Origin of the sequence: Shewanella pealeana ATCC 700345, from assembly GCF_000018285.1 — a bacterium.
GTDB lineage: Bacteria > Pseudomonadota > Gammaproteobacteria > Enterobacterales > Shewanellaceae > Shewanella > Shewanella pealeana.
This window is the reverse complement of record NC_009901.1, coordinates 1,026,325-1,041,569: the sequence shown is the minus strand read 5'-3', so window position 1 is coordinate 1,041,569 and position 15,245 is coordinate 1,026,325. Positions and strand designations below refer to the sequence as shown.

Sequence of the window (15,245 nt, the reverse complement as noted above, 5' to 3'; positions counted from 1 at the left end):
TATACGGTGAGCAATTCAAATACGTCTTCAAACAATAAGCCGCTATCGGCAAGTTGTAGCACTTGTCAGCGAATGACCAACATTGAAGGTGAGTTTATCTGCTTTAGAGAAGGTAAAATCATTGGATTGAAACCAACAAAAGAACCTTCTCCTCAAGCTAAACTGATCTGCGAGGGCTGGAAAATGGGTAAGCCAATTACTTGAACGGTTGAAAACTTAAGTGATTAAAAACTTAATCGGTCAATAGCTTAAGCACTTAGCATGCCCGCATAATCCCTAGCCGAAAACTTGGGTTCATGTAACAGGCCTTGTAATGGATCGATAGGGCTGGCTTTCGCTAGGCCTAAGCCTCGAGTTGTCACTCGCATACCGGCACATAATTCAAAATACACCACTTCAAGTTCATCATTTTCGAGTCCACGCTTTTTTAGCGTCGCCATAATCGCGAGCCAATCGGTGTTAACTTTGCTGTCCTGTCCTTCAATGTGTACGAGTATAGGTATATTTTTCATTGTGACCTTCTCTGTATTAGCGTCCCGTTAAGTTGAGATTGATTATAGACACATGAAACTGAACCTATGCTGAACCCTAAACAGGCTTTTCTTAATAATACTTTAATAATAAGCAATTTTTTAGGCGATTACTCCTGCTGCACACGCCAAAGATTGGCATAGAAGCCTTTCGCAGCGAGTAACTCACTATGGTTACCCGTTTCGACGACTCTGCCCTTACTCAAGACTATGATACGGTCGGCATCGACAACAGTCGAGAGTCGATGCGCTATCACTAAGCTAGTATGGCCTTTTGCCACCTCCTTTAAGGCCGTTAAAATTGCCTGTTCAGAATGGCTGTCTAAAGATGAAGTCGCCTCATCGAAAACTAAGATGGGGGACTTCTTCAAGATAGCTCTCGCAATCGCGACTCGTTGCTTTTCACCACCGGACAACTTTAGGCCTCGTTCGCCAACTTTCGTTTCCCCGCCTTCAGGTAGACTCTCAATAAATTGGCTAAGGTGTGCCATCTTAATCGCAGCATCTATCTCTTCTCGGGTAGCCTCTGGGCGGCCATAACGAATATTTTCTATCAAGGTATCGTTAAACAGCACTGTATCTTGAGGTACTATCGCTATGGCTTGGCGTAAACAGCTCTGTGTCAAGGCGCGAATATCATGGCCATCGATACAGATCCGCCCATCGCCCACATCATAAAAACGAAATAATAGCTTAACCAGTGTCGACTTCCCCGCGCCACTATCACCAACGATTGCTACTTTTTGGCCCGTCTCTATAGTAAAGCTGACATCATTTAAAATCTTTCTTGAGTCGTAACTAAATCCCACATGCTCAAATGACACCCTACCTTGACTCAATAGCTGATTACTCGCGCCAGCCGAGTCTTGAATCGAAGGTACTTTCTCCAATAGATCAAACATCCTCTCGATATTGGCAAAGGCCCCGCGGATCTCTCGATAGACAAAGCCTAAAAAATTAAGTGGAATAAATAGCTGCATCATAAAGGCATTGATCAATACAAAATCACCTATGGTCATCTCGCCTTGTACCACGTCATACGCTGCCATACCTAACATCAATGTCATCGCCACCGAGATGATACAAGCCTGACCCGCATTTAATGCAAACAAGGAAAGCCGGTTCTTACGCTTAGCCTCCTCCCATTGCGCTAAAGCCACATCATACTGTTTAGCTTCATACTGTTCATTATTGAAATACTTAACCGTTTCATAGTTAAGCAAACTATCGATAGCTCGGGTACTAGAGACCGAGTCGGCTTTAGCTGCATCACGTACATAGCCAGTACGCCATTCGGTAGCTACGATCGAATAAGCCCCGTAGGCCATCACGGAAATCAGCGTCACACCGGCAAAGGCATAGCCGTAGTTATAAAATAAGATCCCCACGACCAGAATGATTTCGAGAATTGTCGGCACTATGTTAAACACCATAAAGCGCATCAAGAAGCTCATGCCACTGGTACCGCGCTCGATATCTCGCGATAGCCCACCGGTTCTGCGCTCTAAATGAAACGCCATATCCAAACGATGCAGATGTTCAAACACCGCCATCCCTAAACGGCGGATAGCTCGCTCTGTCACTCGACCAAATAGCGTATCTCTCACCTCTGAAATAATGGTGTTCAGTAAGCGTATACAACCATAGGCAATGACTAAAGAGATGGGAACTGAGATCAGCTCCTTGGCAGATGAGTTAGAGAGACCATCAACCAGATCTTTAAGAACAAACGGCAGGCTTACGCTGGCCAATTTTGCAATAACCAGGCATAGCAAGGCCAAGCCGACTCTTTGTTTAAACTCGATCAGATAAGGCCATAACATGCGCAGCACATGCCAATTTAATTTACCAATTGGACCATCGAAATATAAAGAGGGACGCATTTAAAATTCCAAATTCTATAGAAGTGCAGACTAAGTTCATTTTCAATTAAGTAAGCTTTATTCAGTACAAAACACATCAGAGTAATGTTTATAAAAAGTTAACGACCACAGATAACAAGCTGTGGTATCGTACGACTTTAGCCCGACTGAGTGTACTTTAGACTCTCCATAAGGGGTAGTTTGCACCTTTCTCGGTAATTTTGTGTTAAGTAGCGCAAATTCTGTTAACCCAAAGAAAAGAATTTGATACTCTTCGGCAAAAATATTAAGCGTAAACAGGCAAGAAGAGCTGAAACATGCTCTTTTAACGTTAACTAAAAAAGGATGCAAACATGCTGGACTCATCCAAGCCAAAATATCCCCCCTTACCACTCATCCAAACATGGATATGGATGATGACTCAATCAGGAAACCCTGAGATCCAAGAAAAGGGACAGAGTAATCTAATTGCTTCTTTTGGCAGTTTAGCGAAAGCCAACGAATACTTAATCGGGCAAGAGAAAACTTAATCCTAGCCCATTAAATTACTTGATCAAAAAAGGAGGCTAATGCCTCCTTTTTCTATTTATACTGATTAGCATTACTCTATCGATTTCTGCGCTTAACGATACTCTCGTTAAGTATATCTAATAGCTTTTCAGAATCTTGCCAACCAATACAAGCGTCTGTCACACTTTGGCCATAACAAAGTGAGTGGCCTTCAATATGATCCTGACGACCTTCAATCAAATTACTTTCAACCATTACGCCGAAGATCGACATATCGCCATTTGCCATCTGAGCACCCACATCTTCGGCGACCAGCATCTGGCGTTCGAACTGCTTACTGCTATTGGCATGGCTAAAATCGATCATGATGTTTTTAGCAAGACCGGCTTTTTCTAGTTGTAGATTGATATCGGCGACATGTTCGGCGCTGTAATTTGGCTCTTTACCACCACGCAAAATGATATGACAATCGGGATTTCCCTTGGTCTCGACAATCGCCGAATGACCAAACTTAGTCACAGACAGGAAATGATGCGGTGCGCTTGCGGCGCCAATCGCATCGATCGCCACCTTTATGGTGCCGTCGGTACCATTCTTAAAGCCTACTGGACTCGAAAGGCCCGAAGCTAACTCACGATGAACTTGAGACTCAGTTGTGCGTGCCCCAATGGCTCCCCAACACATAAGATCGGCTACGTACTGAGGCGTGATCATATCTAAGAACTCTCCTGCTGTAGGTAAGCCCATATTGTTTAGATCTAACAACAATTTTCTTGCTGTACGCAAACCATCGTTTAGTTTGAAGCTGTTATCCATGTACGGATCGTTAATCAAGCCTTTCCAACCCACTGTTGTACGAGGTTTCTCAAAGTAAACCCGCATAACAATTTCAAGCTGATCTTTATAGCGCTCACGCAGTTCGACTAAACGCTTACCATACTCTAGGGCCGCCACAGGATCATGAATAGAACATGGGCCAATCACCACTAATAGCCTGTCATCTTGCTTGGCTAAAATGTTATGGATATTTTCACGGGCATTAAACACGGTAGCCGATGCGTTCTCAGTTGCAGGAAATCGCTCCAAGATAGCAATTGGAGGTAACAACTCTTTAATCTTATTAATTCGAACATCATCATTTTGGTAATACATGGTAATACTTAGCTCCGTCTAGCCTATGAATACAGATCTCTCAATTGCGATACTGCATTCAATTTATCCAGTAAAAAGCCAGATTGCAATCAAGTTATTATTATTTCATATAATTATTTTTAATCTATTGTTTAAAAAGAAGATAACTGACAAACAAATCTATAGTAGTGATAACAAAATGACCTTAAGAGCCCAATGAAACATCTGATTATTATCGACAACTCGGATTTTTAACCTTAAATAGAGCCCTGTAACATAAACAACATACAGAGCTGTGCCTTCAGGGTCGCAAAAAACAAGCCAATGAGCAGGCTTATATATGAAGAGGTATCATGACAATTGTGTTCAGAACGTAAGCACAATACTGCCGCTAACGATATACGAGGAAAAGGCGTTAATGACTTCTCATGGCATGTAGTTTAGCCTGATAACGGCGTTTATTATGTTCATCGGTCGTTAGCTTAAGCGCTTTCTCTAAACTCTGCTCAGCGCGACTTAGATCCCCGGTGACCCAATAAGTACGAGACAGACCAAAATAGAATTCGTGGCGATAATCGGCTTTTGCAATTGCCCTCTTATACCAGATGAGTGCATCCTGATATTCTTTATCGAAGTAAGCCTGCTGTGCCATACCGTAGTAGTAATAAGGGTTGCGAATACGTGCCAGCTCCATCACCTTATGCACATCACTCCATTCATCTAAGCGATCTTGTGCCGATAACATGATGGCGTAGTTATTAAGGGCATTCATATCTTCAGGCTGCACACTCAATACATATTTATACAAAACCTCAGCTTGCTGATCTAATCCTTTATATCGGTAGAGGACGGCTAAGGTATTTAGCGCAGGTAAAAACAATTCCTCTTGCTTAAGTGCAAGCTTTAACAGCCCATAGGCGCGATCATAATTCCCTTCAACAAGCGCTTCGGCCGCTATATTGTTATAGAACATGGAGACGACAATCGCTCTGCTCACTCGACGCTTTTGATAGCCCTGCATGGCTCGTTCTGGTAAGAAGTCAATTTGAATCGATTGGGTCGAGATATTGAAGACATTGCCTTTATCTTGAGGCAGAAGTTTAAGGTTAATATGACCATTAACAAGATAGAAGCCACCTTGCCTATCCCACACGGGCGGAATATCAATCTCTTGAAACTCTACCTTAACTGCTAACTCCTTTGCCAAAGCCGCCGTTAATACCACTAATGACAAACAATTACCCTCTCTATCATCGAAGGTATCCCTCGCGCTTCGCGTGACGTTATCGGCATAGCGAAAGCCGCCATCCGCCGCATTGATGTAATTAGCTAACCACTCATGCAACATAACCTTAGATTGATGTTGGTAGCCCTTTGAACGAGTCAACTCCCTTCGAAGCGAGTTCAGCGCGTCTTCGGGCAGTTCAAATAGCGTGTCGGCATCAGGTAGTTCTTGAGCAGGGCTAAAGTACTCATCATGAAAATAAACAGTTAAGTCATCAGACGTTTTAAGACCCTGGCTTGCGCAGCCACTCACTAGCAGCGTGCATAGGGTTAGTTGCAGAATTAGTAGCAGAATTGAACGTTTCATCACACTCTCTACGCAAAGATTCTCTGCATTAAGCATACGTCATGAGAGTTCAATCGAAGGTATAAATGCGTTACAGAACGTAAATCCTCTAGAGAGCCCTCAGCTTAATCTATCTTAGACTATGGGAGCTCAATACTTGGGGGATCGATTTGAATAAATAGCTCTTTGTTCTGGTAGGGGCGGTAATATAAACCTTGGCAAGAGAAGTGACGATAAGGCATGACCACAGGCACACAACCTAAAGGCAAGGCCTGTAAGATTTGAAGTTGCTGCTGAAAACGCAACGCCTCACGCCATTCATGCTGCCTTTGCACCTCATCTCTCACCGCAAAGGCATCGAAAGGTTCACTAGACTTACGCACAACGACCTGCCCTGCACTCACACTTGTTGTTAGTGTTGCAAGTGGTATTAGTACCGTAAGCAGTAGACAACTCAGAAAATTAAACGCTTTCATAAATGAGCCATTAATGAGCAATATTGCATCTACTTTAGCCTAAATCTCTTGTGTATTAAATACGAAAAGGCAGAGTCTTAAATTCCGATAAACATGCAATGACTTAGAAGGATAACAATGAACCACAAACGAAGTAAGTGCTTCGTGGTTTATAGCTTTTAAAGCAAAGACCCCAGCTTTCACTGGGGTCTTAATCTATTGTTTTGAGTCATGTTTGGGCTAAACAGCTTCACAAGATAGCCTTACCCAAGTCTATTTGACTTATTAATCTAACTGCGAGATGACTAGCTGCCACTCTTAACAGAGACAAACTCAGGGTATGCGTCGATACCGCAGTCGGATGCATCCATGCCGTTATACTCTTCTTCCTCGGTAACACGGATCCCCATGGTCAGCTTAAGTGCCATCCATACTGCAGCCGAGGCGAAGAACACCCAAGCGAAAATCACTGCCGCGCCATATAGCTGAGTCAAAAACGAAGCCTCGCTGTTAGATACTGGAACCAAGATTAAGCCTAATAAACCCGCCACACCATGGACTGAGATAGCCCCAACAGGATCATCAATCTTAATTCTATCGAAGGCCACAATCGAGAACACCACCAAACCACCAGCAGCCAAGCCAATCACCCCAGCCATAGCTAGTGACGGCGATAAAGGATCGGCGGTGATCGCCACCAGACCGGCTAATGCGCCGTTTAAGATCATGGTTAAGTCCGCCTTGCCCCAGATGAGTCGACATACTATTAATGCCGAAATCGCACCGAAAGCCGCCGCAGAGTTGGTATTAACAAAAATCTTAGCCACCGCGCTAGCATTTTCGGCGTCAGATAGCAGCAATTGAGAACCGCCATTAAAACCAAACCAGCCCATCCACAAGATAAACATGCCTAATGTTGCCATGGGTAAGTTTGAACCTGGAATGGGATTAATTTGACCATTAGCGCCGTATTTACCTCTACGAGCACCTAGTAATAACACACCTGAAATCGCTGCAGCTGCGCCAGCCATATGCACAATACCACTACCAGCAAAATCGACGAAGCCAGCCGTCGACAAGAAACCACCGCCCCAAGTCCAGTAGCCTTCAACCGGGTAGATCACCGCTGTCATAAAGATTGAGAAAATTAAGAAGGCCCACAGTTTCATGCGCTCAGCCACCGCGCCCGATACGATAGACATTGCCGTGGCAACAAATACCACCTGAAAGAAGAAGTCAGATTCTAGTGCATGGTCGGCCCCTTCTGACTGAGAACCAATCAAGGACCCAAATGAGGGAAACCATCCTCCCTCGACGTTATCAACATACATAATGTTATAGCCAACAATCAGGTACATGACACAAGCTATCGAATACAAGCAGACATTTTTAGTTAGGATCTCTGTGGTATTCTTCGAGCGCACTAAGCCCGCCTCAAGCATGGCAAATCCCGCCGCCATCCACATCACGAGTGCACCTGAAATCAAAAAGTAAAACGTATCTAGGGCGAAGCGTAACTCAGTTACCGTCAATCCCAATTTGGTTAAATCATCCATTCGCTTATCCCCTTAAAGTGCGTCGTTATCATGTTCGCCAGTTCTGATCCGGATAGCTTGCTCAAGATCTGTCACAAAAATCTTACCGTCACCTATCTTCCCGGTTCGAGCCGCGCCAGTTATCGCTTCAAGTAGCATCTCTAACCTGTCAGCCTTAATTGCAATCTCAAGCTTTACCTTAGGTAAGAAATCCACTTGATACTCGGCGCCACGATATAGCTCGGTGTGACCTTTTTGACGTCCAAAGCCCTTCACCTCTGTCACCGTCATGCCTTCAATACCGACACCAGCCACAGCCTCTCGTACATCGTCTAATTTAAATGGCTTAATGATCGCGCTAACCAATTTCATGACTCACTCCAATTCCTTTTTCAATTTACTAAAACATAATTCAAGCATTAGGCCAGAATATCTAATCACGCAAATTCAAGGAGATAAGTGAATCACGACATAATTACGTGCATATAAATGCACCAGCAAGGTGCAATTATTCAACGCCTGCACAAAGATAAAGCGTAAGTATTACCACCTTAGACTTATTTCCAATTGGCGCGCTCAGCTAGATCAGTTTTACTGGCATGCACCCTTATAAATTTAAAGAAGGCAAAGATGCTAAAACCAGAAGAGTGTGTATTGGTTGTGGTAGATGTACAGGGACAACTAGCACGCATCATGCACCAAAGTGAGCAACTGCATCGAAAACTAGCGCAGCTGATTAAGGGGGCGCAATTATTTGAGGTTCCTATCCTTTGGCTGGAGCAGCTCCCTGATAAACTCGGCGCAACCAGTGACGAGTTAGCCCTAGAGCTAGCTAAGACCACAACCCCCATTGCCAAGGAGCACTTCAGTGGTTGGCAGGCTAATGAATTTCAGACAAGACTCACAGGCCTTGAGCAGAAACATATTATCCTTGCGGGAATCGAAACCCATATCTGCGTCTACCAGACCTGTAGAGAGCTATTAGATAATGGCTACCATGTTCACCTTGTGATAGATGCAGTTTCCTCGAGGGAAGAGGACAATAAAACCAGCGGTATTGAAATGATACAAGCAAGTGGCGCGGTACAGACCAATGTGGAGTCACTGCTATTTGAGTTACAGCGTCAGGCAAGGGGCGAGCGCTTTAAATCACTACTGAAGCTAATCAAATAGACAAGCTAAGCCAATTAAATTGGAGTGTAACTTTGTTTAAACTAGATAAATGGCAACAGTAAAAGATCCACCTTCTAAAGAAGGTGGCTTTGCCCATCTGTTATAAAGCAGACTCCTTAAAAGGGAGCTTTCCTACCGTGCGTTAACAAGACGCCGTAAATATATCCCTATAGGCCTTTCTTTAAAGCATGGGCTAAATCACTGACTGCCATGGATTGGTGGAAATGCCAATTAATGTAGGGAACATTTGTGGTCCTGATTTAGAAGCTTGTACCGCACTATTAGCAAAGCTCACGTATCACTTGAGTTAATAAGCTATGTTTAAATGAACTTATAAGCCGTGTATCGCATGGATGCTAAGCTCGCCTCCATGGACACTTTATCTTCAAACAAAAGTCGGCGTGCTTATAAGTCGTTAAACATTGCCTTACTCCGCAATGCCATTGAACGTACTTCAGGCAGAGCCTAATTGATGATAACGGCCCCTACTGAAGTAGGTGGTTTAGGGCTGAAAATAAAAAAGCCCTCTAATGAGGGCTTTTAATATTAAACACTATGCAGTGTAAGACTTACTTGTAAGTAGCTTCACGCTTTTCAGCTTCAGCATCCCACTTAGGTAGAATAGTCTTCTTGAATTCAGCCTTATCAGCATTCATCTTCTTCATATCCATACCTAGAGCAGCTTGAGCCTTAGCTTTAGTAGAGATATCTGGAAGCGCGATAGGCTGCTTAACACCTTTCTTAGCAAGAAGTTGAGCTAGCTTAACGCGAGCATCAGCAGCTTTGTTTAGCGCAGTACCTAGTACACGTAACGCTTCATCTGGAGCGTGAGATGCAACACCGTGAGAAGCGATTGCATAATCCCAACGCCATTGACCATGACGGATATCCATTAGGATTGGTGCCATTTCAGCTTCAGTTGCGCCAGCTTCCCAAGCTGCACCAGCTTCGAAGTGAGCTTTAACTAACTGATCTTCAGCTTGAAGTTGGATCTGCTTAACCTTAGCTTTACGCTCGTTATCTAGGTTAACCATGAACTCTTTGCTTTGATCATGACAAGTACCACAAGTTTCTTCGAAACGATCGAATGGGTTACCCACTTTGTGGTCGGTAAACTTACGGCCTTCAGCATTCTTAACTTTAGGCATGTGACAGTCAGTACAACTTACATTGTTCTTACCGTGCATACCTAGCTGCCAAGTTTCATAACCTGGGTGCTGTGCTTTTAGCATTGGCGTCTTAGAAACGGCGTGAGTCCAATCTGCGAAATCGATAGCATCATAGTATGCTTCCATATCTTCAACAGTTGTGCCCTTGTCCCATGGGAACTTAACGAAGCCTTTCTTATCAGCAGTCTTTTCGAAGTAGTACTCTACGTGACACTGACCACAAACCATTGATTGCTTGTCTTTACGAGAAGCTTCATCGAATGGAGTGCCAAGAGCTTCCATGCCGCGCTCAGCGAATGGACGAGAGATACGTAGCTTAGACTTACCTTTTTCGTGACAGTCAGAACAACCGATAGAGTTAACGATTTCTGCACCGCCTTTAGCCCACTTACCTTTGAAGTAACCGTCTTCACCTTGCTCTTCGATCATACGAGGTACATCAGGGCTCTTACAAGACCAACATGCCATTGGCATTGGACCATCTTCAGCAGTCTTAGGAGCACCAGAGCGTAGCGTATTACGCAGATCCGTTACTGCATAAACATGACCACGAGCCTTGTTATAATCTTTAGCAAAACCATAACCGGCCCAAAGAATAACTAGATTTGGATCTTGCTCAAGTGCATCAATGATCTCTACACTTTCAGAAGTTTCATGCCAGCTGTTATACTGCTTTGAAAACTTATCTTTATAAACTTCGTTACGAGGTTCAGTTTTATCACTGGCTAGTGCGCTACCAGCCATTAAACTTGCAGCTACGATTGCACTGAGTGCAAAAGACTTTTTAGTTAATGTTTTCACCATCTCATCTCCATGTTACTTTTATATTCTTTTGTATAGTCCCACCTATTTCAAGGTTGAATTTAATCACTTATACGCAACAAAGACATACCTCCTATGAGGTATCCACCCTAAAGCTTGCGGTAGATCAAATTGTGAACGTGTTGTTGCTCACACTTTTGCGCATTTGTTAATGTAATCAAGTATCCACTAATATTAAGTAGTTATAAATTAGTAATACATAAATTCTAATAACGAGATTTTTTATGAAAAAAGGCAGACTCACTTCGGCAATTTGGGGCTTCATGCTCACACTCATTCTATTGTCGAGTGGCCTAGCTATTTTCGCCATCATCAATTTGTCTTATAGCCTAGGTGATGCCAGGGCCATTAACGCCTCAGGTTCGCTACGTATGCAAAGTTACCGACTGATGTTTTATGCAAACTCAGGCAGTGAAGGCGCCAACGACAAAATTAAAGAGTTCGAAAATACACTGCACTCTCAAGCACTTAAGCAATCAATGGGTTGGTATACTCCTCTGGATTTAAAAGAGAAGTATTTGAGCGTTATCGATAAATGGCAGGTCATGCGCTACTACATAGAATCTGAAAATTCCCGATTATATGCTGCGGCGCTAAAAGATTTTGTCGATACAATCGATCTTTTCGTGCTCGAAACAGAACAATATGCAGCCCTAAAACTGAGGTTTTTAGCCGTAAGTCAAATAACAGGATTAGCATTAATGCTGTTAATTGCTTTCTTTACTGTAAGACTCGCAAAACGCAAGGTTGTTAAACCGCTGCAACAATTGATGCAGGCTGCAGATACAATTTCACAAGGTAACTTTAATGTAGAGATGCCTAAAACAGAGTACCTAGAATTAAGTGCATTAAGCAGTGCTTTGGACTCTACAGTGAAAAAGCTGGCTGGTGTTTACCAAGGGCTTGAGGAACAGGTACAGGAAAAAACCATCGCCTTGACCCGTGCTAACAACGAATTGACCTTACTCTACGATAGCCTAGTGATGTTACATTCCAGCAAACTCGACTCTAATAGCTTGACCCTAGCGCTCAACCAGCTTCAAACCCACCAGAGTGAGGCCCATTTACGCCTGGTCATGGTTCAAGATGGTGAGGTTGTCGACATCATCAGCACAGACAACGATGGTGATTGGCCGCACAATGGTGAAAACACCCAACAATTCCCATTACAATTTGAGGACAACAACTTAGGTTACTTAGAAGTACTCTCCTCTAAGCCCTTCTCTTTCCAGCTGTTTAATAACTTTGCCATCATGCTTGCCCGCTCTATGGTGATCTATAATGCAGGTGAGCAGCGTCAGCAACTCGCCCTTATGGAAGAGCGTGGCGTGATTGCCAGAGAGCTACATGACTCCCTTGGGCAGCTACTTTCTTTCCTAAAGATCCAAGTTAATCTACTCTCTAAAGAGTTAGATAAGACCTCAAAGAGCCCTAGGGCAGCAGAGCAGTTACAAGAAATTAATGAAGGTGTTAATACCGCCTACGTGCAGCTACGAGAGTTATTATCTACTTTCAGGCTCACCATCAAAGACCCAAACCTAGGCCATGCGATAGAGGCCATGATAGAGCAGCTACGTGGTCAGTCAGATGCCATTATTAGCTTGGATTACAAATTACCTTCGCAGCTATTAGGTGCTCATCAACATATTCATATTTTACAGCTCACTCGTGAAGCCACCTTAAACGCAATAAAACATGCCAACGCCAAACATATCCATATTAGCTGCCAGAAGGTATCGAGGGAAAAGGTGGTGTTCAGTATCAGTGATGACGGCATTGGTATCGAGGAGTTAAAAGAAAGGGATCAACATTTTGGTCTAGGAATTATGCATGAACGCGCCAGCCGCCTCTCGGGTGTGGTAGAATTTAGCCAGAATAAAAAAGGAGGGGCGACTGTGACCCTTACCTTCCCTCCTCAACAGGAGCCAAGCGAATAGATTTCAACTTCTATGCTGCTGATTTTTGAGGGCGGTTAATGGATTTTTGCGTTATTACTTTGACGAATATACCTCAGCAGGAGGCCTTAAAATGGGAAAGCCCTATTCAGTTCTAGTTATTGATGATCACCCACTGCTACGCCGTGGGATCTGTCAGCTTGTTACCTCTGATTCTGATTTCACCTTATTTGGAGAAGCAGGCAGTGGGTTAGATGCGCTGTCAGCCGTTACTGATAACGAACCTGATATCATACTGCTCGATCTCAACATGAAGGGAATGACGGGTTTAGACACCCTCAATGCGCTCAGGCAGGAAGGGGTCACTTCTCGTATAGTGATCTTAACGGTATCTGATGCTAAGCAAGACGTGATCCGCTTAGTCCGAGCCGGTGCCGATGGCTACCTACTTAAAGATACTGAGCCAGATCTACTGCTTGAGATGCTCAAAAATGCCATGTTGGGCCACAGGGTGATCAGCGATACCGTGCAAGAGTATTTGTCAGAACTCAATAGCTCGGTTAACGAACAAGAGTGGCTCGAAAACCTCACCCCTAGAGAGCTCGAAATTCTGCAGCACCTTGCCGAAGGTCAGAGTAATCGTATCGTCGCTGAGCAGCTGCACATTAGTGAAGGCACAGTTAAAGTGCATGTGAAAAACTTATTGCGTAAAGCCAATGCAAAGTCGCGTACAGAGATGGCCGTTCGCTACCTAAATCAGTAACGCACCTTTTCAAACAAAAAAGCAGCCAATGGCTGCTTTTTTTGTACCTATTTGGACAGAAATAAATCTGAGGATCGGCAATCAATTTTCATCTAAGAAACGACGCCAGTTCACAATCACCTCATAAAAGTCTTCTAATCCGCAAAAGGCTTCTGACTCACCGTCATAAAATGACATAGATTCATCCAATTCTTGATCATCGTTATCTTCGATGTCATTGGCAAAGATCCGGGCTTGCTCACTATCCAATTCAAGCGATAACGCTTTGCCTACCAAACGCCACTCATTACCTTGGCCATTTTGTAATCGCTCGATCTGCTGACAGATCTCAACATAAAGTTCGCTATTATCGGCAAGCTCTTCTGACAACCAAAAACCTAATGCCTCATGATCCATACTAAAGCGGGCAAACACAGTATCGGTAATCGTATTACGTAAAAAATCGTATTCCATAATTGGACTCAAAAATTAAATATCACTTCTAAAAGTCATTTTAACCCAATAACTCTATGCTTGCGCCAATTCGCACAAGATAAAGTGTCACAAGTATCCGCTAAGGCTAGAAATAAAACAGAACATAGGAATTTTAATACAGAAGCTTCTGAGTAAGCAGGCTTATGACCTAACGCAAAAAAGGACGCTGAATGCGTCCTTTTTTAAGCTATCAATTCTCTTCGCTAGCACCACTGTATAGAGTGATGAAGCCATGATTATCGATTAATGTGCGTGCGCTGCATCTGCAGTAGGCGCTTCAGCCTTTTGGATATCCAGCAGCTCGACTTCAAATACTAGCGTCGAGTTTGCAGGGATAGTGCCAGTGTCACGGTCGCCATAAGCAAGATCTGCAGGGATAACAAACTTGTACTTAGAACCAACAGACATCAACTGAACACCTTCAGTCCAACCAGCAATAACACGATTTAGTGGGAAAGTCGCTGGCTCGCCACGTGCAACTGAGCTATCAAACTCAGTACCATCAGTTAATGTACCAACGTAATGCACTTTAACTGTGTCTTCAGCCACAGGCTTTTCACCAGTACCTTCGGTGATGACTTCATACTGTAGGCCAGAGTCTGTAGTCACAACGCCTTCTTTCGCCTTGTTCGTCTCTAGGAAAGCCTTACTTTCGGCTAGGCTCTTCTCTGCCAATGCTAAAGCCTGTGCCTGACGCTTTTCATTTAGCTTCTCGTCAAGAGTTTGCAAAATTGTTTGCATCTCTTCTTGAGTCAGTTTTAGCTCACTGTTTAGGCCTTCGCTGAAACCCGTCACAATCAAGCTTCTATCAACGTTAAGACCAAGCTCTTCTTGTTCCTTAATATGGCCTGCCATATAAGTACCGATTGATGCGCCCACGCTGTAAGCTTCTTTTTGTGCTTCAGTTTTTAATTCTACAGGGGCGTCGACAGCAACGGCTTGCTCTTGGTTACACGCCGTAAGACCAACTACGGCCAAAGCCACTAGTGAATATTTATAAATCGATTTCATTAAAGCTTCCTCAGCATTTACACGTGGTTAAACTAACCTTTATTTTTATTTAGGCGAACCACTCTATACTAGTTAAATTGGTTATTCCAATCAGATCGGTTAAAAGCGACTCGCTTAATAATACCCAACCTTCTTCAATTGAATATGAGTCTATTATCTACACTTGTCTCGACAAATATAGCGGTTTATAGCCATTAACTTAGCAATGATTATCTTAATCGTCATCTTAAAGACAGCAGAAATTAGATCGAGTTCATTCACAACATCATTCAGTTAGCTCTTTCGTCAGCTTTCATTCAGATATCAGGTTAAGTTTTTGCCACCATTGTTTTATAAACCAAGTTT

General features: G+C 43.5%; 15 protein-coding genes. 5 read left to right on the top strand and 10 right to left on the bottom strand.

Annotated features, from left to right (window positions below):
* Window positions 1-6: 6 nt before the first annotated feature.
* Entirely contained in the window at window positions 7-204 is a 198-nt protein-coding gene (locus SPEA_RS23050; RefSeq protein ID WP_041410842.1) for a hypothetical protein, read from the top strand.
* A gap of 44 nt (window positions 205-248) precedes the next feature.
* On the opposite strand, the gene SPEA_RS04405 is transcribed toward SPEA_RS23050, so the two are convergent.
* Both SPEA_RS04405 and SPEA_RS04400 read right to left on the bottom strand, forming a co-directional pair.
* Window positions 249-512, bottom strand: a complete 264-nt coding sequence (locus SPEA_RS04405; RefSeq protein WP_012154101.1) for a hypothetical protein — start codon at window positions 510-512, stop codon at window positions 249-251.
* A gap of 128 nt (window positions 513-640) precedes the next feature.
* Window positions 641-2,413, bottom strand: coding sequence for an ABCB family ABC transporter ATP-binding protein/permease (locus SPEA_RS04400; protein WP_012154100.1), 1,773 nt, complete (start codon window positions 2,411-2,413; stop codon window positions 641-643).
* 332 nt (window positions 2,414-2,745) lie between these two features.
* Between SPEA_RS04400 and SPEA_RS22940 the strand changes: the two genes are divergently transcribed.
* Window positions 2,746-2,922 carry a hypothetical protein gene (locus tag SPEA_RS22940; protein WP_086024293.1) on the top strand — a complete coding sequence of 59 codons (177 nt, stop codon included), beginning with the start codon at window positions 2,746-2,748 and terminating at the stop codon, window positions 2,920-2,922.
* A gap of 76 nt (window positions 2,923-2,998) precedes the next feature.
* Here SPEA_RS22940 and aroG read toward each other — a convergent pair whose 3' ends face one another.
* The 5 genes from aroG to SPEA_RS04375 form a co-directional block, all read right to left on the bottom strand.
* On the bottom strand, window positions 2,999-4,054 hold the full coding sequence (gene aroG, locus SPEA_RS04395; protein ID WP_012154098.1) for a 3-deoxy-7-phosphoheptulonate synthase AroG: 1,056 nt from the start codon (window positions 4,052-4,054) through the stop codon (window positions 2,999-3,001).
* A 394-nt stretch (window positions 4,055-4,448) separates the two neighbouring features.
* Entirely contained in the window at window positions 4,449-5,624 is a 1,176-nt protein-coding gene (locus tag SPEA_RS04390; RefSeq protein WP_041410841.1) for a tetratricopeptide repeat protein, read from the bottom strand.
* A gap of 119 nt (window positions 5,625-5,743) precedes the next feature.
* Window positions 5,744-6,079 (bottom strand): hypothetical protein, encoded by a 336-nt coding sequence (locus tag SPEA_RS04385; RefSeq protein ID WP_012154096.1) that lies wholly within the window; start codon window positions 6,077-6,079, stop codon window positions 5,744-5,746.
* Window positions 6,080-6,363: 284 nt separating this feature from the next.
* Window positions 6,364-7,614 (bottom strand): ammonium transporter AmtB, encoded by a 1,251-nt coding sequence (locus SPEA_RS04380; protein WP_012154095.1) that lies wholly within the window; start codon window positions 7,612-7,614, stop codon window positions 6,364-6,366.
* 12 nt (window positions 7,615-7,626) lie between these two features.
* Window positions 7,627-7,965, bottom strand: a complete 339-nt coding sequence (locus tag SPEA_RS04375; RefSeq protein WP_012154094.1) for a P-II family nitrogen regulator — start codon at window positions 7,963-7,965, stop codon at window positions 7,627-7,629.
* Window positions 7,966-8,223: 258 nt separating this feature from the next.
* On the opposite strand from SPEA_RS04375, the gene SPEA_RS04370 reads away from it, so the two are divergent.
* Window positions 8,224-8,766 (top strand): isochorismatase family protein, encoded by a 543-nt coding sequence (locus SPEA_RS04370; protein WP_012154093.1) that lies wholly within the window; start codon window positions 8,224-8,226, stop codon window positions 8,764-8,766.
* Window positions 8,767-9,335: 569 nt separating this feature from the next.
* Here SPEA_RS04370 and nrfA read toward each other — a convergent pair.
* The gene (gene nrfA, locus SPEA_RS04365; RefSeq protein WP_012154092.1) at window positions 9,336-10,739 is read right to left on the bottom strand and encodes an ammonia-forming nitrite reductase cytochrome c552 subunit; all 1,404 of its coding nucleotides are present in this window, start codon (window positions 10,737-10,739) and stop codon (window positions 9,336-9,338) included.
* A 242-nt stretch (window positions 10,740-10,981) separates the two neighbouring features.
* Here nrfA and narQ point away from each other — a divergent pair, with 242 nt between their 5' ends.
* A complete protein-coding gene (narQ, locus tag SPEA_RS04360; RefSeq protein WP_012154091.1) occupies window positions 10,982-12,694 on the top strand; it encodes a nitrate/nitrite two-component system sensor histidine kinase NarQ in 1,713 nt (570 codons plus the stop codon).
* Window positions 12,695-12,785: 91 nt separating this feature from the next.
* Entirely contained in the window at window positions 12,786-13,415 is a 630-nt protein-coding gene (locus SPEA_RS04355) for a response regulator (RefSeq protein ID WP_012154090.1), read from the top strand.
* Between the two features lie 81 nt (window positions 13,416-13,496).
* On the opposite strand, the gene SPEA_RS04350 is transcribed toward SPEA_RS04355, so the two are convergent.
* Window positions 13,497-13,868: a YacL family protein gene (locus SPEA_RS04350; protein WP_012154089.1), complete on the bottom strand. Its 372-nt coding sequence runs from the start codon at window positions 13,866-13,868 to the stop codon at window positions 13,497-13,499.
* Window positions 13,869-14,132: 264 nt separating this feature from the next.
* Window positions 14,133-14,900, bottom strand: coding sequence for an FKBP-type peptidyl-prolyl cis-trans isomerase (gene fkpA / locus SPEA_RS04345; protein ID WP_012154088.1), 768 nt, complete (start codon window positions 14,898-14,900; stop codon window positions 14,133-14,135).
* Window positions 14,901-15,245 lie beyond the last annotated feature (345 nt).